Genomic DNA, 26,687 nt, shown 5'->3' on the forward strand with positions numbered 1-26,687 from the left:
GGGGTTGACAGGCCCGGGGGGCTGGGGTATAAACCCGTCTTGTCATTATCTATACGAATAAGGAGTTCCCCATGGCCAATACCTTCATCCAAGACATTCGCGCCAAGGCCGCCAAGCGGTTCCTCAAGGTCGCCTTCCCGGACGCAGAGGACGTCCGGACCCTCCAGGCGGCCCTGATCCTGCGGGAAAAGAAGATCGCCGAGCCCCGCCTGGTCGGGCCGGCCGCCGCGATCCAGAAGGTCGCCAAGGACAACGGCCTCGACATCGGCGGCATCCCGATCATCGACCCGGCCACCGACGCGGCCCGGGACGAGCTCGTCGGCGTCCTGTTCGACAAGCGGAAAGCCAAGGGCTGGACCGTCGAGCAGTCGGCCGAGGCCGCCAGGAGCCCGCTCTACTACGCCGGGCTGCTGCTCGCGACCGGCAAGGTCGGGGCCGTCGTCGGAGGCAACGTCTCCTCGACCGGCGACGTCATCCGGGCCGCCATCCACACGGTCGGCACGGCGCCGGGCATCTCGACCGTCTCCAGCTACTTCATCATGGTCCTCCCCCAGAAGCTCCTGTGCTACGCCGACTGCGCCGTCGTCCCCAACCCGACCGACGCCCAGCTGGCCGACATCGCCATCACCTCGGCCAGGAACTTCCAGGCCGTGACCGGCGAGGAGCCGCGGGTGGCCATGCTGTCCTTCTCGACCAAGGGCTCGGCCTCCCACGCCGACGTCGACAAGGTCGTCAGCGCCGTGAAGATCGCCAGGGAGAAGGCCCCCAACCTCCTGCTCGACGGCGAGATGCAGGCCGACGCGGCCCTCGTCGCCTCGATCGGCGAGCGCAAGTGCAAGGGCAGCCCGGTCGCCGGCAAGGCCAACGTCCTCGTTTTCCCCGACCTCGACGCCGGGAACATCGGCTACAAGCTGACCGAGCGGCTGGCCGGGGCCGAGGCCGTCGGGCCCATCGTCCAGGGGCTCAACAAGCCCTACTGCGACCTCAGCCGCGGCTGCTCGGCCGACGACATGGTCAACGTCGCCGCCATCTGCAGCCTGATGGCCTAGCCCAGGATTAAAAAGAACGCGGGGTCGCCGCCCCGCCGGATGCCGTCTGTTCAGCTTCGCCGGGAGCCTTCTCCTCTGGATCGGCGGACTGAAGTCGGGGTTTGAGCCCGGCCAATCAGAATCAGGGCAGGGTGTTCAAAACCGCTTTGACGGCCATTCCCGCAGCGAGGGCAAAGCCGAAGCTCAACAGCGTGCCGATCAGGATGTACTCGGTCTCCTTTCGATTCGTCGGGTCCTTGATCTCGCCGAACCTGAAGAGGGACTTCAACCCGAGCAGAAGCGCGATCCCCGGGAGCTAATCTGCCAGGATGAACGACAGAAGGAAGATCTGCTCAAGGCATCCGATCCAGAGCCCGGCCGTTTCAAGTCCGCGCGATTTCTCCTCCGCAAGCTGCCGCCGGAATGGCTCGGGCAGAACGCTCATCAGCCTGCCCACCGGCCAGAGGACGATAATATATCCGAGGATGCTGATGAGTAATCGAGGCGAAGTCCATGCTTGGGCCAAACAGCGGGCGAGACAGCTATCCGTCCAACCCAAGAGCAGGAATAAGGCGACGGTCAGCACCGCCAGATGAGCCAGCTGATCGGCCAGGAAGGTCGATGTCCTGTTCCCCTTTGCGGCTTTCCAGGCATCGATCAGGGTGTGCGTCACGAAGAACAGGGGGATGAGCCAGGCCCACTGCGCCCACTGGGCCAGACCCTCTTTTCTTTTTGGTCCACCATCCTTCGCGACTGGAGAAGGAACTCAGATGCCACAGGCCCGATCAGCAGGCGGATGGGCGATGCCTGTTCGCTTATAACCATGGGGGGCTTATAATCCAGGATTATCGCCTTGGGAGCTTATATGCCGGCCGGCCACCATCTGATGGTATCCAGGGCTTTCCCGCTGAGCCGGAAAACCTCCCCGTCGCTCGACGTAATATTGCGCGGGTTCCAGGCCGATACGGATCCGAAACCCAATCCGAGCCGGGCGTCGGCATGGACCCCATCGGTGCGCCCTTTAATGAGTTCGGTCCTAATGAAGATAGCCGTCGGTCTCCCGACAAGACCCCCACGAAATTTATCGACGCCATTATAACCTCCAAGCCTTATAATGCCTGATTATAAGGCCTGGTCCTTATATGTCAGCGTCTTCATCGGGAGTAGTTGGCCCGAAAGATAACTCGCCCTGTCTATTCGATCCCTTTCGGGCCTGGCGGGGCGCTTCGCGAGCCTCCTTGGACACTGGGGGAAGTTCATTGGCAGAGAACAGCGGCCCGGCGAGGATCTCTTCAAGCAGCATCTTCTGTTTCGGATAGCCCTTGATGGTCTTCTCGAGAACCCAAAGGAGTTCTAGAAGCTCCCTCGTGAATTCCCTAGTCCAGGAGCGGGGCCGGATGTCATCGAGCGGGCTCGACTTGCGTCCCGAGCGCTCCTTCATCCGGTATCCGAGCCAGGATTTGACCACCTTGAGGCCTGAGACTTCGAATTCATAAACATCTCGTTCGACGGGTCCGAATGCACCATCGCCGACATGAAGAATCCTTGTATCTTCATCATATCGAAAATCATTCGGGTAACGATCTTCCTCCTCGGGGACGGCTCGGATGCACTTGGCCTGGCCGGACGGAATCCGGCCCTGTTCTCGACCCTTCACCACGAATCTCTCACCATATGTGTGCAGCCAGATGAGCGACTTCCCCAGCTCCGCGGCGCGGAAGAACAGGTCGGGGGTCTTGGTCAAGGGGACGCGGATCTCCCGGCTCGCCAGCTCGGGAGAAAAACGCGACGTGTATTCCGGCTGAGCGAGGACGGCGTAGATATATCCGGCGAGATCCTCCGCTAAGACCGGCTTCTTAAGGCCCATGGAGAGATAACCCAGAAGGCCCGGAGCGATATTGGCTTCTTGGGCCGAGGGGTCGCGGTAAAGGGGAAGTATGTCTTTCCCTCCATAAGATCCCCGGAAATGATGACGGTCGGGAACATGGCCGCACGCCGTCAGCGCCGGACCCCCTCCAAGAGGATGATTAAACAAGCTCGATAAATATACCTGCTTTCCGCTATCGGCGTTCCAAAGAGGCTCTCGAGGGCGGGAAATAATCCGGTTGTCCGCAAGGATCCACTGACGGTCAAGCGATCTGAAGCTGAGACGAACAATCGCGCAGGGAGGCGATCCTGCCGGCAGTGATGAGATTGGCGGCAACTTCGCAAATGGCGGCTTAATTTCATTTGGGCTCAAGGAAACCGTCCGATCGCCGCTCTCTTTCATGAGTTCGGCTCTTTTATCTGAAGCGAGGAGTGTCTCCCATCTCCTTAGGAGAACTCCCTTCTCCATGGCGATCGGCCAGGAGCGCTTTGTCTCTATACCCGAATACTGCCAAGGCATGATATCCGTAAGAAGCGGCCAAGAAATGAACTTGCCTTTCCCCTCCGGTCTGAATCTAGCTTGCCAAACTGGTGAGATTCTCTCCCACTTCAGGTTCTTTGCCGAGTGAACTAGAGCAAGCTTTTCCAGTTTTTCTTGCCTGCTGCCATCAATCCGCGTATAGCGGACAGCGGCAGGTTGTACTGAATCCTTCTTGGCCTTTCGCCACGCCACGAATATAGATACTGGCGTCTGGATGGCAAAGACATTCTCGTCTTTGCGGGTCCCCCGCCCTTCTCCGCCAAGGTCGATGATGTCGATATGGTCGCAGATCCGGCGCATGTGCTCGCGGACCCCGGCAAAGGCATCGCCGTCCAGGTAGCTGGAGGCCGTTATGAACGATACGATTCCCGGCCCGACCGCGGATTCGTGTTCGAAGACCTTCCATAGCGCCCATCGGATGAAATAGACATATTGGTTATAGAGGTTCTTGAGGTGGATGCCAAAGCCGGCCTTCCGGGCTGGCTCGAGAAAATCCTCGAGAATGGCCTTTTGGCCTTCCTCGCCATACCGCACCCATCCTCCTGTAACTGAGCGATTCGCTTCTTGGGCGGCTTCGTGCCGCCCATAGGGAGGATTCCCGAGGCAAACCAGGACGTGTTCGGAGTCCTTGACCTTAAGCGCCCTCTTATGCTCTTCGGCGATCGGCTTGTGAAAAAGCGGCGGCGCGGGAGGCCGCGTATGAGGCGACTCCAGCGTATTCGTCAAATAGATGCCGACGCCGGCTGGCGGGAGCGCGGCTCCGTGGGCCATGATGGCGCGGGCGAACCTGAGCTGCGCGACGGCATAAGGCCCGACCATCCATTCGAAGCCATGAAGGTTCCTGGCTAAGGAGCGCGCCCCGCCCCGGACAGCGCCGGGTCCCTCTTCAGCCTCGACCCGCCCCAAGGCGTGTTCGATGATGCCGAGAAGATACGTCCCCGTTCCAAGGGCAGGATCCAAAGTGACGACACCGGGTTCTACAAAGCCCATCGTCTGTCCGAGTTCCCCGGAGAGGATCTCGTCGATCAAGGCAACTTGGCAACGGACCACTTCGACCGGGGTATAGTAGACGCCCCATTCTTTCCGGAGCTTCGGATCGTATTTGGCCAGGAAGAATTCATAGAAGTACAGCCAGGGGTCCCGGCCGCCCTCGGCCATCTTGAGCGTCTTGGGCAGCACCTCCTGAATGACCCGCTGGGTCAATCCCAGAGAAGAAGAAATCTCCGCGCGGGCCTGGGGATCCGTCAGGAACTGCAGAGATCTGGACAAGAGGAGATGGTGGGATTCCAAGACCCGATAGGCGTCATTCAGATCGAGGGCGTTGGCCCCCTCAAGCTTGGCAAGAAGCAACGCAAATATGACCGTCTGAGCGTAGGCGTCGGCAAATTGCCGGTCGGTTGCTTCCGGGAAGAGAAGATTCTTGATCTCCTTCTTGAGACTCTGCAACGGCGATTTCGAATTCTCCAAGGCCTCTTCCACTTCGCCGCGGATCAGGCGGCAGTATGGCGCCAGAAACTCGGCCAGGTCCTTGGGCTTCAGGGGCACAACGGGCGTCCACGAACTGAACGCCGCGAAGACCTCGAAAAGAGCCGAAGCCAGCTCCCCGGATATCGCCTCATGTCCACGGATCGTTATGTCCTCTGACGACCGCAGAAGGCGTCCTTCGCGTTCACCGCTTCGGAAAAGCGCCCATTCATTGCCATCGGTATACAGAATATTGGGGACAGCCTTGAATCGCTGCCATTGCTCATGATCATGGCCCCTGTAAAGGTCGGGATTCGCGCCCTTGCCCGGCGCTTTGGCTTCGACGAAACCGATAATCTGTCTTTTATCGTGAGCCGCAAAATCCGGCTTGCCGACGCGATCCTTGAGATGGTGTTGTCCGGTCAGCAGGATGTCGCGGCCGATGATCCGGCCATAGGCTTCAAAAAGGGCCTCGAGGGGAGCCCGGAGTTTATCCTCCGGCTCTCCGGAGCCGGCGATCTCGAACCTGGCTTTGACGGAATCGGTGAAATCCGCAAGGGCGGCATGAAAAGATTCATGCGGAGTCTTCGCCCGATAATCTCCCGGTGTTTCCTTGATGAGCGGATATCTCTTTCTTCTGCCGGAGGCGCGTTTGACCATGGCTGTCCCTCAAGGAGTAATTGGGTCAAGCATATGACTGTGGATGCGGATTTTCAAGCCGGAATCTCGAATCGGCGCAATCCCCCGGTGGGGGAAGTGCCGATCGATCTCAGGCCGATGTCAGGTTGTATTTTTTGACCAGACGGGCGGGGTGGTAGGAGAGCTTGGCCTTGCGCAGGCCCTCGACGTTCATGTCCTGCTCCCGGTTGACGAAGGCGACGCCCGGCCAGTCCCGGACGACGAACTCGCGGTTGATCCACTGGGCCAGGCCGACCAGGCCGGGGTTGGCGATCTCGATGGGGATGACGGCCATGTCCGGGGCGAGGAGCGCGCCCATGGTGAAAGCCTCGACCCGGCCGCCGACCTTGACCACCGCGCCCTTGAGATCGAGGCGCTCGAACGAGGCCAGGGCCTGGATGATCGCAGTCCGCTCGGCCCGCATGTAGAGGTCGCCGTTCGCTTTCTCCTCGAACCAGTCCTCGAGCAGCCGGAAGCAGCCGGGGACGTCGGCCCGGGTCAGGGCACGGTACTCGTGGGCGCAGGTCGTCTCGAACTTGCGGATGCGGTTGCGCTTGCCGTCGTACTTCTTGCCTTTGAGCTCGGCCAGGTCCTGCCGCCGATAGACGTAGTCGAAGTTGCCGGGATCCTCTTCGGACCTGAAGCCCGCCCCGTACCGGGCCACGAAGCTTTCGGGGACCCGCGACAGCCGCGGCGCCCGGGCCAGGCAGGCGGCGACCGTCTCAGGGACGCGGTCTCCGCCGACAGGCGGCAGGAAATAGGGATCCTCGAAGTCGGGCTCGACCAGGACGCAGAGGCTGCCGTCGAGGACGGTCCAGCGCGGGTGCTCCGAATCCTTCCAGATGAAAATGTTGGCGAACGACATCTCGCAGGCCTCGAAGGGCTCGCGGCGGAGGTATTCGTCGAAGACGGCCCGGTCCTCGAGGCCGACGGGCTTGAACTCGGGAAAAGCCGGCCGGTTCACGGCTTCCGTCTCACCATGATCGTGCAGCGTTCCTGGGGGCAGCCTTCGCACCAGAAGCTCTCGCGCCGGGCCGGAAAGGTCGCGGGGATCTCCCGCGCCCGGGCGAAGCCGCACGACTCGAAAAAGCCGGGGATGATCGTGGCCAGATGGACGTCGCCCGGCGCTTCGGCCGTCGCGGCCTCGACCAGGGCCCGGGCCACCCCCCGGCCACGGCGGTCCGGCTCGACACCGAGGGCGCAGAGCTCCAGGCAGTCCGGGTGGGTCTTGAGCGCGACCAGGCCGATGACCCGGCCGCCGTCCTCAGCGACCCAGAGCGAGTCCGTCCCCATATCGGGATAATCCAGGCCGAGCTTCCAGGCGAGATCGAGGGCGGCGGGGAGGTCCTGCGGCAGTGCTTTGCGGACTCGCATGCGCTTGTTATTATACCACGGACCAGGCTTCCCCCGGTCCGGCCGCCGCGGCCGGCCGCTCGCCTTGACAGGCCGGCGGGCGGGCAGTAAGATGCTCCGTGTTCGCGGGCGGAGGCTAGGGATCGCGGATCATGCTCCCCCGCCCCGCGGGCGATGTTCCAATCCCTGAACCCTGGTGGACCATGCGCCTTCTGATCATCAATCCCGGTTCGACATCGACCAAGATCGCCGTGTACGAGGACGAACGGGAGGTCCTGTCGGTCAGCATCCCGCATTCGGCCGAAGATCTCGCGCCGTTCGGCCGGATCGTGGACCAGAGGGTTTTCCGCAAGGACATCATCCTCGAGACGCTCAAGGCCCGCGAGATCGCCCCGGCCTCCCTGTCCGCGGTCGTCGGCCGGGGGGGACTGCTCGAGCCCATCCCCAGCGGGGTTTACCGGGTCGATGAGCGGATGCTGTCCGACCTCTACAGCGGGGTCCAGGGCGAGCACGCCTCGAACCTCGGCGGGCTGATCGCCGACGAGATCGCCCGTCCCCTGGGCATCCCGGCCTTCATCGTCGATCCCGTCGTCGTCGACGAGCTCGACGACTGGGCCCGCCTTTCCGGCGTACCGGAGATCCGGCGCCGCAGCATCTTCCACGCCCTGAACCACAAGTACACCGCCCGCCTGGCCGCCGGCGAGATCGGCCGGCCCTACGAGGCGCTGAACCTCATCGTCTGCCATCTCGGCGGCGGCATCTCGGTCGGCGCCCACCGGAAGGGCCGGGTCGTCGACGTCAACAACGCCCTCCACGGCGAGGGGCCCATCGCGCCGGAGCGGGCCGGCACCGTGCCGGCGGGCGACCTGGTCACCCTGGCCTGCTCGGGCAGGCACGCCGAGAAGGACCTCCGGAAGATGCTGACCGGCCGCGGCGGCATGGTCGCTCATCTGAAGACGAACGACATGCGGGAGACGCTCAGGCGCATCGGCGCCGGCGACCGCGAGGCGGAGCTCGTCTTCACGGCCATGGTCCTGACCGTGGCCAAGCAGGTCGGGGCCGCCGCCGCGGTCCTCCAGGGCCGGGTCGACGGCATCGTCCTGACCGGCGGGCTGGCCCATTCCAGGGAATTCGTCGACAAGATCAAGGACCATGTCCAGTTCCTCGGACCGGTCTTCGTCTTTCCGGGGGAGAACGAGATGGTGGCGCTGGCCGAGGCCGGCCGGCGCGTCCTCCGGGGCGAGGAAGCGGCCCGGACCTATCCATCCTGATCGTCGTCACAGCGAAGGAGCTTTCATGATCACCACCCTCAACCAGATCGTCGAGCGGGTCAAGGGCCTGCCGGCCAGGCGGCTGGCCGTGGCCGCCGCCGAGGATCCCCATACCATCGAGGCCGTCGGCCGCGCGGTCAAGGAGAAACTCGTCCGGGCCGTGCTGACCGGCGACGAGAAGGCCATTAAGAAGGTCGCCGCCGCGAACAAGGTCGACGCCGGCCAATTCGAGATCGTCCACGAGCCGGACAAGGCCAAGGCCCTGACGCTGGCCGTCGACCTGGTCCGCTCCGGGAAGGCCGATTTCCTGATGAAGGGCCTGCTCGATTCCTCGCTCTACATCCGCGGCATCATCGACAAGGAGAAGGGGCTCCTGCCGCCCGGCCGGCTCCTGTCCCACGTCTCGGTCATTCAGGCGCCGGCCTGGAAGAAGCTCATCATCTGCGGCGACGTCGCGGTCATCCCCGCCCCGGACCTGGAGGCCAAGGTGACCATCCTGAACTACGCCATCGACGTGGCCCACAAGCTGGGCATCGAGACGCCCAAGGCCATCCTCCTCTCGGCCGTCGAGAAGGTCAATCCCAAGATGCCCTCGACGACGGAAGCGGCCATCATCGCCAAGATGGCCGAGCGGGGCCAGATCAAGGGCGCCGTCGTCGACGGGCCCCTGGCCCTGGACGTGGCCTTCAGCGCGGAGAGCGCCCGGATCAAGGGCATCAGCTCGCCGGTGGCCGGGGACGCCGACATCCTGGTCTTCCCCAGCATCGAGGCCGGCAACATCTTCTTCAAGGCCTCGACCTACCTGGCCAAGGGCGAGCTGGGAGCCGTCGTGGCCGGGGCCCGGTGCCCGTGCGTCCTGACCTCACGCGGCGACTCGGAGGACACCAAGTTCTACTCGATCGCCCTCGGTTCGCTTCTGGCCTAGACTTCACGCGGCCGGCGGGCGGCGTTTTGTGGTAGAATCGCGGTCAGCCGATGAAGTCGCCGAAGGTCCTGGGATGGGCGGCGGCCGGGGTCGTCCTGGCGGGCGCCGCGGCCGTCATGCTGTGCCGGCCGGCCGGGTCCGGGTCTGTGTTCGGCCGGCTGACAAAGGGCCGCGACTTCAACGTCGTCCTCGTCACGCTTGACACCGTCCGGGCCGACGCCCTGGGCTGCTACGGCCGCGGGGATGTCGAGACGCCGGCGCTGGACGGCTTCGCCGCCCGGGGGGTCCGGTTCGACCGCTGCTACGCCCAGACGCCGCTGACGCTCTCATCCCACGCGACCCTGCTGACGGGCACGCAGCCCCTGTTCCATCGCGTTCGGGACAACGGCGCGTTCGTCGTGCCTCAGAAGATGGTCACCCTGGCCGAGCTCTTTCGGGACAAGGGCTACGCCACCGGCGCGTTCATCGGCGCCTACGTGCTCGATTCGCAATGGGGCCTGGACCAGGGGTTCGACCTCTACTACGACAAGTTCGACCTGAAGAAATACCGGCGGGTTTCGCTCGAGACCGTCCGGCGGCCCGCCGACGAAGTGATGGACACGGCCCTGCCCTGGCTGGAGAGCCGGAAAGACAAGCCCTTCTTCGCCTGGATCCATCTCTATGACGCTCACGCGCCGTACCTGCCGCCGCCGCCCTACGACGCCCGCTACGCCGGCCGTCCCTATCTCGGCGCGATCGCCTTCATCGACGCCCAGATCGGCCGGCTCCGTCAATTCCTCGAGACAAGCGGGCTTCTCGACAGGACCCTCATCGTCGTCGCCGGGGACCACGGCGAGATGCTCGGCGAGCACGGCGAGACGACCCACGGCTTCTTCCTTTATCAGGCGGCCCTCCGAGTCCCTCTCATCATCGCCACCCCGTTCCCGCAATTCCGGGGCGTCGTCGCGGCCGAGCCGGCCGGGTTGGTCGACGTCCTGCCGACGGTCTGCCGGATGACGGGGCTCCCGGTCCCGGACGAGGTCCAGGGCCGGAGCCTGGTCCCGGCCTTCTCCGGCCGCCCCGGCCGCAAGCCGCCGCTCGTCTACAGCGAGACCTTCTATCCCCGCTTCCATTTCGGCTGGTCCGAGCTCGAGAGCGTCCAGGACGGGCGCTGGAAGCTCATCCTGGCGCCCCGGCCCGAGCTCTACGATCTGGCCGCCGACCCGCGCGAGGAGAACGACCTGGCCGGCCGGGAGCCCGGGGTCTTCCGGGACCTGAAAGCCCGGGCCGCGGCGTTCATGGCCCGGGCCGGCCGGAACGCCTACCAGATGGACGCGGCCAAGGTCGATGCCGCCACCCGCGAGCGGCTGGCCGCCCTCGGCTACGTCGCCTCGTTCACCGACCAGGCCAAGCTCGCCGGGAAGGCGCTGGCCGACCCGAAAGACAAGATCGCCGTTTACAATGCGCTGGCCGAAGCCAGGGAAACGGCCCGGGCCGGCCGGCCGGACGAAGCGGTCGCGACGATCCGCCGGATCGTGGCCGCCGACCCGCAGATCCCGGACGCCTATTTCAATCTCGGCAGCCTGCTGGCCGAGCAAGGGAAGCTCGACGAGGCCATCGCCGCCTTCGAGCGGGTCCTCGAGATCAAGCCCGACGAGGGCTTCGCCGCCCTCAACATCGTGACCTGCTACGAGCGGTCGGGCCGGCCGGACGAGGCCGAGCGGTTCGCCCTGGATTACCTCAGGAAAGGCGTCGAGGAACCCCATCTCTTCGCCCTCCTGGGGAGGATGAAGCTCGACCAGAAAAAGTATGACGAGGCCGTCCCCTATTTCGAGCGGTCGGTCGAGCTGGACGCCGAGCCGGCCGGTTCCCTGGACGCCCTGGCCACGATCGCCATGGCCAGGGGCGACCTGTCCCGGGCCGCGGAGTATCTCCGCCGGGCGCTGGCCATCGAGCCGGACCGTCCGAACATCCACTACCGGATCGGCTGGATCGCCGAGAAGCAGGGCCGGACGACCGAGGCCGAGGCCGAATACCGGGCCGAGCTGCGGGTTTCCCCGAAGCACTTCCAGGCGCTCTACTACCTGGCCCGGATCTACGACGCGGCCAAGGACTTCGGGAAGGAGCGGGAAGCCCTGGAGAAGGCGCTGGAGGCCGACCCCAAGTCCCCGCTCCCCTGCTTCTACCTGGCCCGCCTCGATCTGGCCGTTGAGGAGCGCTATCCGGAAGCCATCGAGCTGGCGCGCAGGGGCATCGCCCTCGGGCCCGGGCCGGACGACCTGGCCACGGGCTATTTTCTCCTGGCCGAGCTGTACGGGCGTGTCGGCGATACGGCCCGCTCGCGCGAATATGCCGCCAAGGGCCGGGCCCTGGCCGCGGCGAACCGGAAACGGCCCTGATGGTCCGAGCATCCAAGGAGGAAGACGATGAAGCTCTTGCGTGAACGCCCCGCCGGAAAGCTCCTGATCGTCCCGACGATACTGCTCGTCGCGGCGGCCGCGCTCGTCGCCCAGACGGCGAAGCGTCCGGCCGTCCTGCAGTCCACGAAGCCGGAGCTGCGGCTCAAGGGCTTCGCGGAGCACAAGGCCATGCAGGCCGCCTCGAAGTTCAAGGACTTGCCCTGGCAGTTCATCGGCCCGACAAACGTCAGCGGGCGGGTGACGGACGTGGCCGTCGTGCCTCCCAAGGGCCGGAACTACACCCTCTACGTCGCCTCGGCCTCCGGCGGCGTCTGGAAGACGGACAACGAGGGCACGACCTGGACGCCCGTCTTCGAGAACATGCCCACCGCGGCCATCGGCGACATCGCCCTGGCCCCGTCGGACCCGCGGGTCGTCTGGGTCGGGACCGGCGAGCACAACATCTTCCGCAGCTCCCAGGCCGGCCTCGGCGTCTTCAAGTCCGTCGACGGCGGCCAGACCTGGGCGCACATGGGCCTGGCCGACACGAACACGATCGCCCGGATCGTCGTCCACCCGGCCAACCCGGACATCGTCTATGTCGCGGCCGGCGGCCACGAGTGGACGAAGAACGCCGACCGCGGCGTCTTCAAGTCCGTCGACGGCGGCCGGACCTGGGACAAGGTCCTTTTCGTCAACGACGAGACCGGGGCCTACGACCTGGTCATGGACCCGCGCTCGAGCGAGACCCTCTACGCCGCCATGTGGCAGCGGACGCGCAAGAAATGGAACGACCCGCGGAACGACGCTTCCTCGACGGGCAGCGGGATCTTCAAGACGACCGACGGCGGCAAGACCTGGGCGGCCGTCAACAAGGGCCTGCCGGAGGCCCGCTGGCGCGGCCGCATCGGCCTCGACCTCTGCCTGGCCAGGCCGGACACGCTCTACGCCCTGGTCGACAATTATGAGGTCTCCCGGGAGCCGACGCCCCGGGAGACGGCCGATTCCTACGGCGTCCCCTCGTCCGGCTTCATCAAGGGGGCCGCGGTCTACCGCTCCGACGACGCCGGGGCGAGCTGGACGCAGGCGAGCGGCCTGACCCCCGGGCAGAAGACCTTCATGGAGCGCCACTCCGGGACCTACGGCTGGGTCTTCGGCCAGATCCGGGTCGATCCCAACGACCCGGACACCTCCTATATCCTCGGGGTGCCCTTCAGCGTCTCCACCGACGGCGGCCGGACCTACGCGTCGCTGCGCGTCCCGGGCGTGGACCATCACGCCCTGTGGATCGATCCCTCCAACTCCAGCTATCTCCTCGTCGGCTTCGACCAGGGCGTGGCGGTGTCCTACGACAAGGGCCGCAATTGGCGCTACTTCCAGAAAGAGATCAACGTCTGCCAGTTCTTCAACCTCAACTACGACCTGGCCGTGCCGTTCAAGGTCTACGGCTCGATGCAGGACCACGGCAGCTTCCGCGGCAAGGTCGATCTCGGCGCCGGCCGCGACAAGATCCCGGCCCAGGAGTTCGAAAACGCCCCGGGCGGCGAGGGCTCGAACCACGCCATCGATCCGGACAACCCGGACATCGTCTATTCGGCCCAGTTCTACGGGACGATCACGCGGAGCGAATACGGCAAGCCCGGCCCCTATCCCGGCTATCCGTTCACCAAGACGATCCTGCCCGTCCCTTACGAGAACGAGCCGCCCCTGCGCGGCCAGTGGCTGGCCCCGTTCATCCTCTCGCCCCACGATCCGAACATCCTTTACCACGGCATGCAGTACGTCTTCCGGTCGCTCGACCGCGGCGACACCTGGGAGCGCATCAGCCCCGACCTGACCACCAACGACCCGGCGACCCGCGGCGACGTCCGCTACCAGACGCTCTTCACCATGTCCGAGTCGCCGTTGAAGTACGGCCTCCTCTACGCCGGCACGGACGACGGCCGCCTCTGGATGACCAGGGACGGCGGCAAGGCCTGGACCGAGATCAGCGCCGGCCTGGCTCCGGGCAAATGGATGTCGCGGGTCGTGGCCTCGGCCTACAGGCTGGGCACCGTCTATCTCGCCCAGAACGGCAAGCGGGACGACGACTTCACGCCTTACGTCTGGCGATCGACCGACTACGGCAAGACCTGGACGAGCCTGGCCGGGGGCATCCCGGTCGGGCCGGTCAACGTCATCCGCGAGGATCCGGTCGACGAGAACATCCTCTACGCCGGGACGGACATGGGCGTCTACGTCACCGTCGACGGCGGCAAGACCTGGGCCGTCCTCGGCGGCAACCTGCCGACCGTCTATGTCCATGACCTGATCGTCCACCCGCGGGACAACATCATCGTCATCGCCACCCACGGCCGGGGCATGTGGGCCCTGGACGCCGACAAGGTCAACAACAAGCCGAGCCGGAGAAGGTTCGATTTCGAGGACTGAGGTCCGCGTCTGCGAGCTCGACGGCGTCGGGCCCGTCGCCTTCGTCAGGAGCCGGCGGGCCCGGCGGCTCTCGATCTCCGTCCGCGCCTCCCGCGGCGTCCGCGTCGCCGTCCCCTGGCGAACGACGTTCGACGAGGCCGCGCGGCTGGCCCTGTCCAAGCTGGCCTGGATCCGGCGCACGCGGGCCCGGCTCGACCTGGCCCGGGACCGCTGCCGCGACGCGGTCGCCGCGGCTGAAAAGCTCGACCGGCGCGCCGCCCGCGCCTTCCTGGCCGGACGCCTGGGCGCCCTGGCCCGGGAGTACGGGGACCGACCCGGCCGCCTGAGCGTCCGTCGCCAGGGCACTCTCTGGGGCAGCGCCTCGCGCGCCGGCCGGATCCAGCTCAACATGCTCCTGGCCGTCGTGCCGCCGGACCTGGCCGACTACGTCATCGTCCACGAGCTTGTCCACACGCGGGTCTCCGGCCACGGCCGGGCCTTTTGGGCCGAGCTCGAGCGCCGCCTGCCCGACGCCCGGCGCCGCCATGCCCGCCTGCGCGAATATTCCCTGGCCCTGTTCTAGTCCGGCCATGCTATAATCGCGGCCTGCGCCTGCCTCGGCAGCGAACATTCCTCAAGGAGGACCCGCTCATGTCGTTCCAGAACGCTTCCCGCCGGGCCGCCGTCGTCGCGGCCGCCGCCATCGTCCTTTTCGCCTCGATCGCCTCGCACCCCGGCCGGGCCGCCGCGCCGGAGGGAAAGAAGGCCAACTACGAGCTGGCCGCGCGCTGGACGCCGGCCAAGGTCGGCAAGCTCGTCTTCGACACGGCCGTGACGCCGCACTGGCTCGAGACCGGCGACCGCTTCTGGTACAGCTACGAGACCGCCCAGGGCCGTCGCTGGATGATCGTCGATCCGGCCGCCCGGACGAAAAAGCCCCTCTTCGACAACGCCAGGATGGCCGCCGGGCTGACGCGCATCCTCCTCTCCCCCTACGACGCCCAGCACCTGCCGATCAAGACGATCAAGTTCATCAGGAAGGACACGGCCATCCAGTTCGAGGTCGAGGTGCCCAAGGACAACGACATCCTCGTCAACGGCAAGATCGTCAAGGCCTCCGAGATCGCCAAGGAGGAGGAAAAGGCCCAGGACCAGGACAAGCAGAAGGACAAGGAAAAGGAGCAGGACACCCGGAAGAACAAGGAGGCCGAGAAGGCCAAGGAGCCGGAGAAGAAGACCAAGGTCCTGGCCTTCACCTGCGAGCTCGCGACCGGGAAGCTGGCCCTGGTCGAGGACTACAAGGCGCCGGTCAAGCGGCCCCGCTGGGCCTCGGTCTCGCCGGACGAGAAGACGGTCGTCTTCGCCCGGGGCGAGAACCTGTTCATGATGGACGCCGAGAGCTTCCGGCTGGCCCGGAAGAAGGCCGACGACAAGGACGTCAAGGAAGTTCAGCTGACGACCGACGGCGAGGAGCATTATTCCTACGCCATGTCCCTCAAGGACGAGGACAAGAAGGAGCTCCAGAAGGACGAGAAGGACCGCAAGGACTTCCGGGCCCCCGCGGGCATGGTCGTCTGGTCCCGCGACTCGAAGAGGATCGCCCTCGTCCGCAGCGACGAGCGCAAGGTCGCCGACCTGTGGGTCATCAATTCGCTGGCCGATCCCCGGCCGGCCCTCGAGACCTACCGCTACGAGATGCCGGGCGAGGAGAACCAGCCCCAGCCCGAGATCCTGGTCTTCGACCTGGCCAGCAAGGCCAGGATCAAGGTCAAGGCCGACAAGTTCAAGGACCCGGCCTTCGACATCTTCACGGCGCCGCGCCGGGCCCTCGACCGCGAGAGGGACGACCCGCCGCCGGCCCAGTGGCTGTCCGACACGTCCGACAAGCTCTACTTCGCCCGCCAGTCGCGCGACCTCCACGGCCTCGACGTCTGCGTCGCCGACACGGCCACCGGCGAGGTCAAGGTCCTCATCGAGGAGCGCCTGAACACCTACGTCGACGCCCAGGACCTCCGCCTCCTCGGCGGCGGCAAGGAGATGATCTGGTGGTCCGAACGCGACGGCTGGGGCCACTATTACCTCTACGACGGCGACGGCCGGCTCAAGACCCAGCTCACGTCCGGCGAGTTCGTCGGCCAGGGCATCGAGCGGATCGACGAGAAGGCCCGGGTCCTCTATTTCGCGGCCTGCGGACGGGAGCCGGGCGAAGACCCGTACTACACCCACCTCTATCGGGTCAACCTGGACGGATCGGGGCTCAAGCAGCTCGACAAGGGCGACGCGTCCCATAACGCCGACATGGACGACGCCTGCCGCTGGTTCGTCGACAGCTTCTCCCGGGTCGACCAGGCCCCCCGGTCGGAGCTCCGCGACGCGGCCGGCGGCCTCGTCTGCGAGCTCGAGGCGACGGACGTCTCGGCCCTCCTGGCGGCCGGCTTCAAGTACCCGGAGCCGTTCAAGGTCAAGGCCGACGACGGCATCACCGACCTCTACGGGGTCATGTACAAGCCCTTCGATTTCGACCCCGGCGCCAGGTACCCGATCATCGCCTACGTCTATCCCGGGCCGCAGACGGAAAGCGTCTCCAAGACCTTCGCGCCCCGCAACGCCAACGTCGCCCTGGCTCAGCTCGGCTTCGTCGTCATCGAGGTCGGCAACCGCGGCGGCCACCCGTCGCGGTCCAAGTGGTACCACAACTACGGCTACGGCAACCTCCGCGACTACGGGCTGGCCGACAAGAAGCGGGCCATCGAGGAGCTGGCCGTCCGTCACCCCTTCATCGATATCGACCGGGTCGGCATCTACGGCCACTCCGGCGGCGGCTTCATGTCCACGGCGGCCATGCTCGTCTACCCGGACTTCTTCAAGGTCGCCGTCTCCTCCTCGGGCAACCACGAGAACAACGTCTACAACCGCTGGTGGAGCGAGAAGCATCACGGCGTCAGGGAGGCCGCGGACCAGGACGGCAACACGAAGTTCGAGTACTCGATCGAGAAGAACTCCGAGATCGCCAGGAACCTCAAGGGCCGCCTCCTGATCACGACCGGCGACATGGACGACAACGTCCACCCGGCCAACACCCTGCGCCTGGCCTCGGCCCTGATCCGGGCCAACAAGCGCTTCGACTTTTTCGTCTTCCCCGGCCAGCGCCACGGCTACGGCGACATGGGCGACTACTGGTTCTGGATCCGGGCCGACTACTTCTGCCGCTGGCTGCTGGGAGACTTCTCCCAGAGCGTCGATCTCGTCGAGCTCCAGCGGGAAAAGGAGCAGGCCGGCGCCAAGAAGCCGCGCTGACTTCCCTTTCGGCGCGGAATGGGTTAAAACAGTCGGTGAAAGGCGGCTGATGACCATGAACGACAACGCGCCTCTGACCCCCGTCTCCCGGCGATCACCCGGCATGGTCGCCCTGGTGATGCTGACCTTCTTCGTCATCTCTCTCGTCACCAACGTCATCGGGGCCATCAACGCCGACGTCGGCCAGAGCTTCGGCCTCAGCCTGACCCTCGTCGGGCTCCTGGCTTTCGCCTTTTTCATCGCCTACGGCGTCATGTCCATCCCGGCCGGGCTGCTGGTCGAGCGCTACCGGGAGAAGCCGGTCATGGTCACGGCCTTCGGCCTGGCCCTGGCCGGGGCCCTGCTCATCTCGCTCTATCCGAGCTATCCCGTGTTCCTGGCCTCCCTCTTCCTCATCGGGACCGGCTTCGCCGCCCTCCAGGTGGTCATCAATCCCCTCCTCCGGGTTTCCGGCGGAGAGGAGCATTACGCCTTCAATTCCGTCCTGGCCCAGCTCATCTTCGGCGGGGCCTCGTTCCTGAGCCCGTTCATCTATTCATATTTCGTCCAGAACATCGGCCGGCCGGGGGCCGGGGACAAGCCGCTGGTCGGGCTGATGACGAAGCTCGTCCGGCCCGGCCTGTCGTGGGTCTCGGTCTACTGGGTCTTCGCCGTCATCCTCCTGGTCATGATCGCGATCCTGGCGGCGGCGCGCTTCCCGGTCGTCGTGCGCAAGGAGGACGAGCGGGCCGGGGCCTGGGCCACGCACAAGGCCCTGTTCAGGAACCGGACGGTCCTCCTGTTCTTCCTCGGCATCTTCGCCTACGTCGGCACCGAGCAGGGAGTGTCCTTCTGGATCTCCAAGTTCCTCAAGACCTATCACGGCTACGACCAGCAGACGGTCGGCGCTCACCGCGTGGCCCTGTTCTGGCTGCTGATGACCCTGGGCGGCGTCCTCGGCCTCGTCCTGCTGAAGTTCTTCGACAGCCGCAAGGTCCTGCTGGGCTTCACGGCCGCGGCGCTGGTCTTCCTGAGCCTGGCCCTGTTCGGCCCCGGGCCGGTGGCCCTGGTCATGTTCCCGCTCATGGGCTTCGCCGCTTCGGTCATGTGGCCGATCATCTTCTCGCTGGCCCTCAACTCGGTCGCCAGCCACCACGGCTCCTTCTCCGGCATCCTCTGCACCGGCATCATCGGCGGGGCAATCATGCCCCTGGTCATCGGCCGCCTCGGGGACGCCTTCGGCCTGCGCCAGGGCCTGTTCGTCCTCTACCTGACCCTCGGCTACATCCTCTCGATCGGGATCTGGGCCCGGCCCCTCATCGTCAACGAGACGATCTCGCTGCGGAAGAAGAGGCAGGAGGGGGCGTGAGCGGCCCGGCGGTCGTCGGCATCGACCTCGGCGGGACCAACGTCCGGGCCGGCCTGGTCGTGGACGGCCGGCTGGCCGATGTCCGGTCCGTCCCGGTGCGCGGCCAGGGCTCTGAGGAGGAGGTCCTCGAGGACCTGTTCGGCGCGGTCGACGCGGTCATGCGCCCCGGCACGGCCGGCCTCGGCGCCGGGGTGCCGTCGATCGTCGACCTCAAGACCGGCACGGTCTACGACGTCCAGAACATCCCCTCCTGGAAAAAGGTGCCGCTCAGGGCCCGGCTGGAGGAGCGATACGGCCTGCCGGCCTGCGTCAACAACGACGCCAACTGCTTCGCCGCCGGCGAGAAATATTTCGGCAAGCTCAGGCCCCACGACAGCGCCGTCGGGCTGATCGTCGGGACGGGGCTCGGCTCCGGCATCATCGCCAACGGGCGCCTCTACTCGGGCGTCAACTGCGGCGCCGGCGAGTTCGGCATGCTGCCCTACCGCGACCTGAACTTCGAGGCCTACGCCAGCGGCCAGTTCTTCCGGCGCGTCCACGGCACGACGGGCCGGGACCTCGCGGAGCGGGCCGGCCGCGGCGAGGCCCGGGCCCTCGAGATCTTCGCCGAGTTCGGCCGGCACCTCGGCGAAGCGGTCAAGGCCGTCTGCTACGCCGTCGATCCCGAGATCATCGTCCTCGGAGGCTCGGTCAGCCGGTCCTACGGCTTCTTCCGCGACGCCCTCTGGGAGACCTTCCGGACCTACGCCTACTCGATCGCCAGGGACAGGCTGAAGATCGAGGTCTCGGAGATCGAGAACATCGCCATCCTCGGCGCCGCCGCCCTGTATTTCGACGCCGCGGCACGCTGATCCCGCCGGAGCGCGGGAAAGAACGGCGCGGAGAACATTAAAACGCTTGACAGCGTTTTTCCGGATGGCCTTAAATAGAACGTTATGGCTCACTTCAAAGGAGGCGTCCGCATGGCCCCGAGAACAGGTGTCGCGAGGATTTCCGCCGGAGCGGTCGCGGCCGGGCTGCTGGCCGGCCTGATCCTTCCGGCCGCGGCGGCCGAAGAAAAGAAAACCGGCCTTTTCGGCCCCTGGGCGGCCACGGCCGAGGTCAGCTACGTGGTCACGGGCGGCAACACCTCGACCTCGGCGCTGAGCCTGGCCACGACGTTCTCGCGGAAGTGGACGAGCGACGCCCTGGTCTTCAAGAGCTACATCCTGAAGAGCAACGCGACGACGACCACGCGTACGGCCCAGGGGACCGTCGACGATTACCGGATCCTGGAAGAGAAGATCACCCGGAAAGTGGCGGAGAACTACCTCCTGTCCGGCCAGTACGACCGCCGCGTCTCGAAGAGGCTCGAGGGCCAGGCCGGCCTGATCTGGGACCGCAACCGCTTCGCCGGCGTCGAGAACCGGGCCATCTTCACCGCCGGCTTCGGCCTCGCTTTCGTCGAGAGGCCCCGGACCCAGATCAAGTCCTCGGCCGGCCTGACCCACACCCTGCGGCAATACGTCGGCCAGAAGACGGAATCCTTCGCCGGGTTCCGGTTCACCCTTGGCGCGGACCAGAAGATCCTCGAAACCTCGAAGCTGGCGAGCCAGATCATCTTCGACGACAATCTCAAGAACGCGCCCGACTGGCGCTTCGACTGGACCAACTCGGCCACGGCCTCGATCTCCAGGTCCCTGGCTCTCAAGGTGAGCCTGCGGACGCTCTACACCCACGTCCCGGCGATGCAGAGCCTGACGCTCCTCGACCCTCTCGGCGAGCCGACCGGGCTCACGGTGCCGTATCCGTTGAAGAAGTTCGACACGTTCCTGATGACCTCGGTCGTCATCAACTTCTAGAGCGGCTTCGAGGGGCCGCCGGAGGCCCTGCCTCCGCGGGGCGGGCGGCTGGCGGCCGCCTGTGGTATAGTGGCTTTCTCATGACCATCGCCCGCGCCAGGATCGACCGGCTCGAGGCCGTCATCCGCTCGCGGCCAAAGGCCGTCGTGGCCTTCTCCGGCGGAGTCGATTCGACCCTCCTGCTCCGGGTCTGCCGCGACGTCCTCGGCCCGGGCAACGTCGTCGCGGTGACCGGCATCTCGCAGACCTACACGCCCGAAGAGAAGAGAGCGGCCCGGAGCGCCGCCCGCGCCCTCGGCGTCCGGCACATCCTCGTCGAGACCGACGAGCTCGCCTGCGCCGCCTTCGCCGCCAACCCGGCCGACCGCTGCTATCACTGCAAGCGCGAGCTTTTCGCCAAGATCGCCGGCCTGGCCAAGAGCCTCGGCGCCGAGGCCGTCTACGACGCCTCGAACGTCGACGACCTGGACGATTACCGCCCCGGCCGCCGGGCGACCAGGGAGCTCGGCGTGGTCAGCCCGCTCCTCGAAGCCGGGTTCGCCAAAAGGGACGTCCGGGCCCTGTCGAAGAAGCTCGGCCTGGCGACCTGGGACAAGCCGGCCAACCCCTGCCTGGCCAGCCGTGTCCCGTACGGCACCCGGATCACGCCGGAGGTCCTGCGCCGGATCGAGGCCGGCGAGAGGTTCGTCCGGGGCCTGGGCTTCCCCGTCGTCCGGCTCCGCCACCACGGCGACCTGGCCCGCCTCGAGGTCCCGGCGGCCGACCTGGCCCGCCTCGTGCGACCGGCCACGGCCCGCCGGATCGCGGCCCGGCTGCGGAAGCTCGGCTATCTCTGGACCGCCGCCGACGTCGAGGGCTACCGGATGGGCAGCCTCAACCGGGCCGTCGCCGGCCGGGCCCCGGCTTCCAAGGCGCAGCGATGAAGATCGCCGTCGGCCTGAGCGGCGGGGTCGACTCCTCCGTCGCCGCCCTGCTTCTCCTCCGCGAGGGCCACGAGGTCTTCGGCCTGATCATGAAGCTCTGGCCCGGGCCGGGAGCCCCGGCCGCGGCCAAGAGCGCCTGCTACGGCCCCGACGAGGCCGAGGACATCCGCGCGGCCGGGGACGTCTGCGGCCGGCTCGGCATCCCGCTCCGGGTCATCGACTGCGCCGCTGATTACGAGAGCCTGGTCCTCCGTTATTTCCGCGAGGCCTACGCGGCCGGGACCACCCCCAATCCCTGCGTCCGCTGCAACCAGTTGGTCAAGTTCGGGGTCCTGCCCGCGGCGGCGCGGGCCGCGGGCCTGGCCTTGGACCGCTTCGCCACCGGCCACTACGCCCGGATCGGCCGCGACGCCGCGACCGGGCGATACCTGCTGAAGCGGGCGGTCGACCCGGCCAAGGACCAGTCGTATTTCCTCTACCGGCTGAGCCAGGCCCAGCTGGCCGAGACCGTCTTCCCTCTCGGCGAGCTGGCCAAGGCCCGGGTCCGGGCCCTGGCCCGCGAGGCCGGCCTGGCCGTCCATGACCGGCGGGAAAGCCAGGACTTCTACGCCGGCGACATCGGCGACCTCGTCGGCCCCGGCCCCGGCGACGGCGAGATCGTCGACCGCGACGGCCGCGTCCTCGGCCGCCACCGCGGCGTCGGCTTCTACACCATCGGCCAGCGCAAGGGCCTGGGCCTGGCCTCGCCCGTCCCCCTCTATGTCGTCGCCATCGACGCCGCCGCCAACCGGCTGGTCGTCGGCCCGGAGCATGAGACTCTGCGGCGCGAGGCAGTCGTCAGGGACTGCGTCTGGGGGCCGTTCGAGGCGCTGACCGCTCCCGTCCGGGTCCGGGCCAAGGTCCGGTCGGGCGGCCGGCCGGCCGCGGCGGCCATCTCCCCGTTCGCCGAAGGGCTCTGCCGCGTCGACTTCGACGAGCCCGTCGCCGCCGTGGCCCCCGGCCAGTCCGCCGTCTTCTACGACGGCGAGACGGTGGTCGGCGGCGGCGTCATCGAATCCTCTTCTTGAACGCCCTTCCCGTCCGGCCCCGGTCCAGGCTATAATCGGCCCGCTTTGATCAGCATCCGAGAGGAGGATCGCTCATGGCCGGCATCATCATCGCTTTCGTCATCGGCATCATCGTCATGGCCGCCCTGGTCGCCCAGCGCGAGCGGCCCGGCAGCGGCGGCTTCGGCGCCTTGTTCCGGGCCCGGAAGGGCTTGGTCTTCTGGGCGGCCGCGGCGGTCATCGTCCTCGTCCTGGCCGTCCAATCCCTGGTCACCGTCCAGGCCGGGACGGTCGGCGTGGTCAAGCGGCTCGGGGCCGTGCGCCAGGAGTTCAACCCGGGGCTCCACGCCGTCGTGCCGTTCATCGACAAGGTCGTCATCTTCCCGACCCTGAAAAAGACCTACGAGGCCTCCGAAACGCCGCAATCGAGCGAGGCCGACTATCCCGACGTCATCGTCGCGGCCCTGACCTCCGACGGCCAGCAGATCCGCGTCGGCCTCACGGCCCGCTTCATGATCGCCCCGGGCAAGGCCGCCTGGATCCTCCAAAATCTCGGCTCCGAGCGCGAATACGTCGAGAAGGTCGTCAAGACCGAGATCCGCGGCTCGGGCCGGCGCGTGCCGACCCGGTTCGCCGCCTACGATCTCTATACCAAGAAAAGCTACGAGGCTCAGCAGGCCCTTTACGACGAGATCTCGCCCAAGTTCGAGAAGAACGGCCTCATCCTGGACGAGATCATCATCCGGAACATCACCTTCACGCCCGAATACGCCAAGACGCTCGAGGAGAAGCAGATCGCCCTCGAGAACATCACCACCGAGAAGAACAAGCTCGAGCAGGAGAAGATCCGCAAGGAACAGAAGATCGTCGAGGCCGAGGGCGACGCCAGGAGCATCGAGATCCGGCAGGCGGCCCTGACCAAGAACCCGACCATCATCCAGTGGGAGTTCGTCCAGAAGCTGGCTCCGAACGTCCAGTGGGGCATCATGCCGGACAAGGTCATCCCGGTCATCGACTTCAAGGGCCTGGCGAACCCGCAGAAGTAGGCGCGGCGCGGGCCGGCCGTCAGGACCGGCCGCTGCAGAAGTCGATCATCTGGGCGATGGCCCGCTGGCAGACCCGGCAGAACTCGTTCTTCGGGTTGCCGATCATGATGCAATATATCATGGACCGGTACAGCCCCTTCGAGGCGTAGCCGGCCCCCTCGAAGACGCCGACCTTGTCGGCGAGGGAGGCGTCGTAGGACGCCCGGACCGCGTCGATCTTCCTGGTCAGTTCGTCCTCGGCCGCCTTGGCTTTGGCCTCGATCGCCTGGATCTCGTCGGCGCGGGCGCCCCGCTGGCCGGCCGCTTCGACGGCCCTGGCCCGCCCCTCCCGGCTCTCCCGGAGCTCGGCCCGGAGGGCCTCGATCTGCGCCTTGCCGTACTCCGTCGGGATGCCGATCCCGGGAGAGAGCAGGTCCTGCCACTTGACCCGGGCCGGGTCGAGGAGGGCGGTGATGTTGGGCTCGAGCGGCTCGACGCCCTTGGGGTAGAAGTCGTTGTAGGAGACCTCGGAATCGTAATACTCGTCGGCCAGGTAGGCGAAGGAGTGGCCGAGCTCGTGGATGAAGACCTGGGGGCTGGCCGGGTGGTCGACGGTCGTCACGCAGTAGTCGAGGCCGATGCTCCCGCCGCCGTAGCGCGCGCTGTTGACCAGCACGACCAGGACGTCGTAGGGGACCTGCCCGGCCATCTCGTGCATCCGGTGGTCCCGCTCGATGAGCATGTAGCGGTCGAGGTCGAAGGCGTTGAAGGAGGCGTCGAGCACGGTCTTCCTGTAGACCCGCTGGCGCGGCTCGTCCATGCCCCGTTCGGGCGAAGCCCTGAAGACGCCCCGGACGCTGAAGCGGTCCTTCAGGGCCTTGTACGGCTCGACCGAGAAGAGGAACGCCGCCATACGGTCGACGTCCGACTTGAACTTGTCCCGGTCCTCCGCCGTGTACCCCTCGGCCAGGAAGACCAGGTCGACCTTCTCGTGGGGATCGCCGGCGATCCTGGCGCTGTAGATCCAGTCCCCCTGCGCCGGCCGCTCCCGGAGGATGTGGTAGTCCGACGGATCGATCATCTGGTTGAGGACGGGATGGAGGAGGTTGCGCTTGTCGCGCTGCTCGACGACGAGGAGGACCGGCCGCCTGGGCGCGGGGATCCGGAGGGATCGCTCGAAGACCCGGGCCGCGCCCGCCAGCGCCGGCGAGGTGGTCTTGTATTCGCCGAACATGGTGTCGAAGCCGCGGCAGAAGATGAGCCGGTTGGAGGCGGCGTCGTAGAGGCGGCAGACGTAGCGCCCGTAGTCGAAGGGCGGCAGGAGCGCGGTCTTGGGCTCGGGCCAGGCCCCCTCCTCGGAGATCCGGTGGAGGAGGACGCTCTCGTTCCTGGCGTCGCCCGTCTGGTAGAGATCGACGCGCCAGGCCTTGTCGGCGAAGAATTCATCGAAGGACGGCTGGGGTTCGGGGACCGCCGCCGGGGCGGCCGTCAGGAAAGCGAGCGCCAGGCCGACAAGGGCCAGGATCGGTTTCTTCATGGGAGATCCTCCGGTCTTCCCCAGGATTATAAGCCGGACGGCGGCGGCGGACAACCCGCCCCCGGCCGGGGGCAGGCCCGTCCCCGGGCCGGATGAGCCGCGACAGGCCCGCGGACTTGAGAGGGCGGCCGTTTTCCGCTATAATGCCGTCTGGACTGTTCGATATCGGTTCACCCGTAGGCCCCGGACGGCAATACCCCGAATATCCCGACAGGCGTAAATTCTAATTTTCGGAAGAAGTGAGCTGGTCATGACCACCGACATCGCCCGGATGCGCAACATCGGCATCAGCGCCCACATCGACTCCGGCAAGACGACGCTGACGGAGAGGATCCTCTTTTACTGCAAGAAGATCCACAAGATCCACGAGGTCAAGGGCAAGGACGGCGTCGGCGCGACCATGGATTCCATGGACCTGGAGCGGGAGCGCGGCATCACCATCGCCTCGGCCACGACCAATGTCGAGTGGGCCGACCACTCCGTCAACATCATCGACACGCCGGGCCACGTCGACTTCACCATCGAGGTCGAGCGGTCCCTCCGCGTCCTCGACTCGGCCGTCCTCGTCCTCTGCGCGGTCGGCGGGGTCCAGTCCCAGACCATCACCGTGGACCGCCAGCTCCGGCGCTACAACGTCCCCTTCATCGCCTTCGTCAACAAGGCCGACCGGGTCGGGGCCAATCCGGTCAAGGTCCGCGACCAGATCGCCGACAAGCTCAACCACCGCGCCGTCCTGATGCAGATGCCGATCGGCCTCGAGGGCGCCTTCCAGGGCCTGGTCGACCTGGTCACGATGAAGGCCCTCTATTTCGACGGCCCGGAGGGCGAGATCGTCCGGGTCGAGCCCATCCCCGGGGAGCTGGCCGCCGAGGCGGCCCGGCTGCGCGAGGACCTCCTCGACGCCGCCTCCCTCCATTCCGACGAGCTGACCGAGGCCTTGCTCGAGGGCCGGGCGACCGAGGAGCTCATCCGGGCGGCCGTGCGCAAGGGCGTCCTGGCCCGCAAGCTCGTCCCGGTCTTCATCGGCTCGGCCTACCGGAACAAGGGCATCCAGCCCCTCCTCGACGCCATCGTCCACTACCTGCCCAACCCGGCCGAGGTCGAGAACCGGGCCGTCGACCTGGACGAGGGCGGCGCCGAGCGCGTTCTCGGCTCCGACCCCGACGCGACGACCGTGGCCCTGGCCTTCAAGCTCGAGGACGGGGCCTACGGCCAGCTGACCTACATCCGCATCTACGAGGGCTCGCTCCGCAAGGGCGACGAGCTCGTCAACACCCGCTCGGGCCAGAAGATCAAGGTCGGCCGCCTGGTCCGCATGCACGCCGACACGATGGTCGAGATCACCACGGCCGGGCCGGGCGACATCGTCGCCCTCTTCGGCGTCGAGTGCGCCTCGGGCGACACGTTCTGCGGCCCCGGCCTGAACCTGGCCATGTCCGCGATCTACGTCCCCGAGCCGGTCATCTCGCTGGCCATCGAGCCGGTCGACAAGGCCGCCGCCGACCGGGTGGCCAAGGCCCTCAACCGCTTCACCAAGGAGGACCCGACCTTCAAGTGCCATGTGGACAAGGAAACAAACGAAACGATTATCGAGGGCATGGGCGAGCTTCATCTCGAAGTCTACCTGGAACGGATGAAGCGCGAATACTCGGCGGAGGTAACAGCGGGTAGCCCGCGCGTCGCCTACCGCGAGACGATCACCCAGCGCGCCGAGTTCAACTACACGCATAAGAAGCAGACGGGCGGCTCCGGCCAGT

At 66.6% G+C, this 26,687-nt stretch carries 20 protein-coding genes; 14 read left to right on the top strand and 6 right to left on the bottom strand.

Translation table 11 applies throughout. From position 1 onward, the window contains the following. Window positions 1–71: 71 nt before the first annotated feature. The gene (pta, locus tag ABFD52_14035) at window positions 72–1,049 is read left to right on the top strand and encodes a phosphate acetyltransferase (GenBank protein MEN6561885.1); all 978 of its coding nucleotides are present in this window, start codon (window positions 72–74) and stop codon (window positions 1,047–1,049) included. A 121-nt stretch (window positions 1,050–1,170) separates the two neighbouring features. On the opposite strand, the gene ABFD52_14040 is transcribed toward pta, so the two are convergent. From ABFD52_14040 to ABFD52_14060, 5 genes are all read right to left on the bottom strand, one after another. Then, complete coding sequence (locus ABFD52_14040) at window positions 1,171–1,317, bottom strand: hypothetical protein (protein ID MEN6561886.1); 147 nt, start codon at window positions 1,315–1,317, stop codon at window positions 1,171–1,173. A 27-nt stretch (window positions 1,318–1,344) separates the two neighbouring features. After that, window positions 1,345–1,746, bottom strand: a complete 402-nt coding sequence (locus tag ABFD52_14045; GenBank protein MEN6561887.1) for a DUF3307 domain-containing protein — start codon at window positions 1,744–1,746, stop codon at window positions 1,345–1,347. Window positions 1,747–2,166: 420 nt separating this feature from the next. Beyond that, window positions 2,167–5,559: a type ISP restriction/modification enzyme gene (locus ABFD52_14050; GenBank protein MEN6561888.1), complete on the bottom strand. Its 3,393-nt coding sequence runs from the start codon at window positions 5,557–5,559 to the stop codon at window positions 2,167–2,169. Window positions 5,560–5,668: 109 nt separating this feature from the next. Then, complete coding sequence (locus ABFD52_14055) at window positions 5,669–6,541, bottom strand: phosphatidylglycerol lysyltransferase domain-containing protein (GenBank protein MEN6561889.1); 873 nt, start codon at window positions 6,539–6,541, stop codon at window positions 5,669–5,671. Next, entirely contained in the window at window positions 6,538–6,951 is a 414-nt protein-coding gene (locus ABFD52_14060; GenBank protein ID MEN6561890.1) for a GNAT family N-acetyltransferase, read from the bottom strand. The genes ABFD52_14055 and ABFD52_14060 overlap by 4 nt, the downstream gene beginning before the upstream one ends. A gap of 182 nt (window positions 6,952–7,133) precedes the next feature. On the opposite strand from ABFD52_14060, the gene buk reads away from it, so the two are divergent. The 12 genes from buk to ABFD52_14120 all read left to right on the top strand — a co-directional run bounded on the left by buk (window position 7,134) and on the right by ABFD52_14120 (window position 23,414). Next, a complete protein-coding gene (gene buk, locus ABFD52_14065) occupies window positions 7,134–8,201 on the top strand; it encodes a butyrate kinase (protein MEN6561891.1) in 1,068 nt (355 codons plus the stop codon). Window positions 8,202–8,226: 25 nt separating this feature from the next. Next, entirely contained in the window at window positions 8,227–9,126 is a 900-nt protein-coding gene (locus ABFD52_14070) for a bifunctional enoyl-CoA hydratase/phosphate acetyltransferase (protein ID MEN6561892.1), read from the top strand. 50 nt (window positions 9,127–9,176) lie between these two features. Beyond that, window positions 9,177–11,504 carry a sulfatase-like hydrolase/transferase gene (locus ABFD52_14075; protein ID MEN6561893.1) on the top strand — a complete coding sequence of 776 codons (2,328 nt, stop codon included), beginning with the start codon at window positions 9,177–9,179 and terminating at the stop codon, window positions 11,502–11,504. 27 nt (window positions 11,505–11,531) lie between these two features. Continuing rightward, a complete protein-coding gene (locus ABFD52_14080; GenBank protein MEN6561894.1) occupies window positions 11,532–13,934 on the top strand; it encodes a hypothetical protein in 2,403 nt (800 codons plus the stop codon). A gap of 196 nt (window positions 13,935–14,130) precedes the next feature. After that, a complete protein-coding gene (locus ABFD52_14085) occupies window positions 14,131–14,496 on the top strand; it encodes a M48 family metallopeptidase (GenBank protein ID MEN6561895.1) in 366 nt (121 codons plus the stop codon). A 68-nt stretch (window positions 14,497–14,564) separates the two neighbouring features. Then, complete coding sequence (locus ABFD52_14090; GenBank protein MEN6561896.1) at window positions 14,565–17,210, top strand: DPP IV N-terminal domain-containing protein; 2,646 nt, start codon at window positions 14,565–14,567, stop codon at window positions 17,208–17,210. Between the two features lie 49 nt (window positions 17,211–17,259). Continuing rightward, window positions 17,260–18,558 (top strand): MFS transporter, encoded by a 1,299-nt coding sequence (locus ABFD52_14095; GenBank protein ID MEN6561897.1) that lies wholly within the window; start codon window positions 17,260–17,262, stop codon window positions 18,556–18,558. Continuing rightward, complete coding sequence (locus ABFD52_14100; protein ID MEN6561898.1) at window positions 18,555–19,409, top strand: ROK family protein; 855 nt, start codon at window positions 18,555–18,557, stop codon at window positions 19,407–19,409. The genes ABFD52_14095 and ABFD52_14100 overlap by 4 nt, the downstream gene beginning before the upstream one ends. Before the next feature lie 111 nt (window positions 19,410–19,520). Next, on the top strand, window positions 19,521–20,399 hold the full coding sequence (locus tag ABFD52_14105) for a DUF481 domain-containing protein (GenBank protein MEN6561899.1): 879 nt from the start codon (window positions 19,521–19,523) through the stop codon (window positions 20,397–20,399). Window positions 20,400–20,479: 80 nt separating this feature from the next. Then, window positions 20,480–21,322 (top strand): ATP-dependent sacrificial sulfur transferase LarE, encoded by an 843-nt coding sequence (larE, locus tag ABFD52_14110; protein ID MEN6561900.1) that lies wholly within the window; start codon window positions 20,480–20,482, stop codon window positions 21,320–21,322. Beyond that, on the top strand, window positions 21,319–22,389 hold the full coding sequence (gene mnmA / locus ABFD52_14115; GenBank protein ID MEN6561901.1) for a tRNA 2-thiouridine(34) synthase MnmA: 1,071 nt from the start codon (window positions 21,319–21,321) through the stop codon (window positions 22,387–22,389). The genes larE and mnmA overlap by 4 nt, the downstream gene beginning before the upstream one ends. Window positions 22,390–22,463: 74 nt before the next feature. Next, window positions 22,464–23,414, top strand: a complete 951-nt coding sequence (locus ABFD52_14120; protein ID MEN6561902.1) for a prohibitin family protein — start codon at window positions 22,464–22,466, stop codon at window positions 23,412–23,414. A 19-nt stretch (window positions 23,415–23,433) separates the two neighbouring features. Here the strand turns inward: ABFD52_14120 and ABFD52_14125 are convergent, their stop codons facing one another. After that, a complete protein-coding gene (locus ABFD52_14125; protein ID MEN6561903.1) occupies window positions 23,434–24,930 on the bottom strand; it encodes a M64 family metallopeptidase in 1,497 nt (498 codons plus the stop codon). A gap of 250 nt (window positions 24,931–25,180) precedes the next feature. Here ABFD52_14125 and fusA point away from each other — a divergent pair. Next, on the top strand, window positions 25,181–26,687 hold a 1,507-nt coding region (gene fusA, locus ABFD52_14130; GenBank protein ID MEN6561904.1), incomplete at its 3' end, for an elongation factor G.

The sequence above is a fragment of the Acidobacteriota bacterium genome (genome assembly GCA_039683095.1).
Taxonomy (GTDB): Bacteria; Acidobacteriota; Aminicenantia; order Aminicenantales; family Saccharicenantaceae; genus RBG-16-66-30.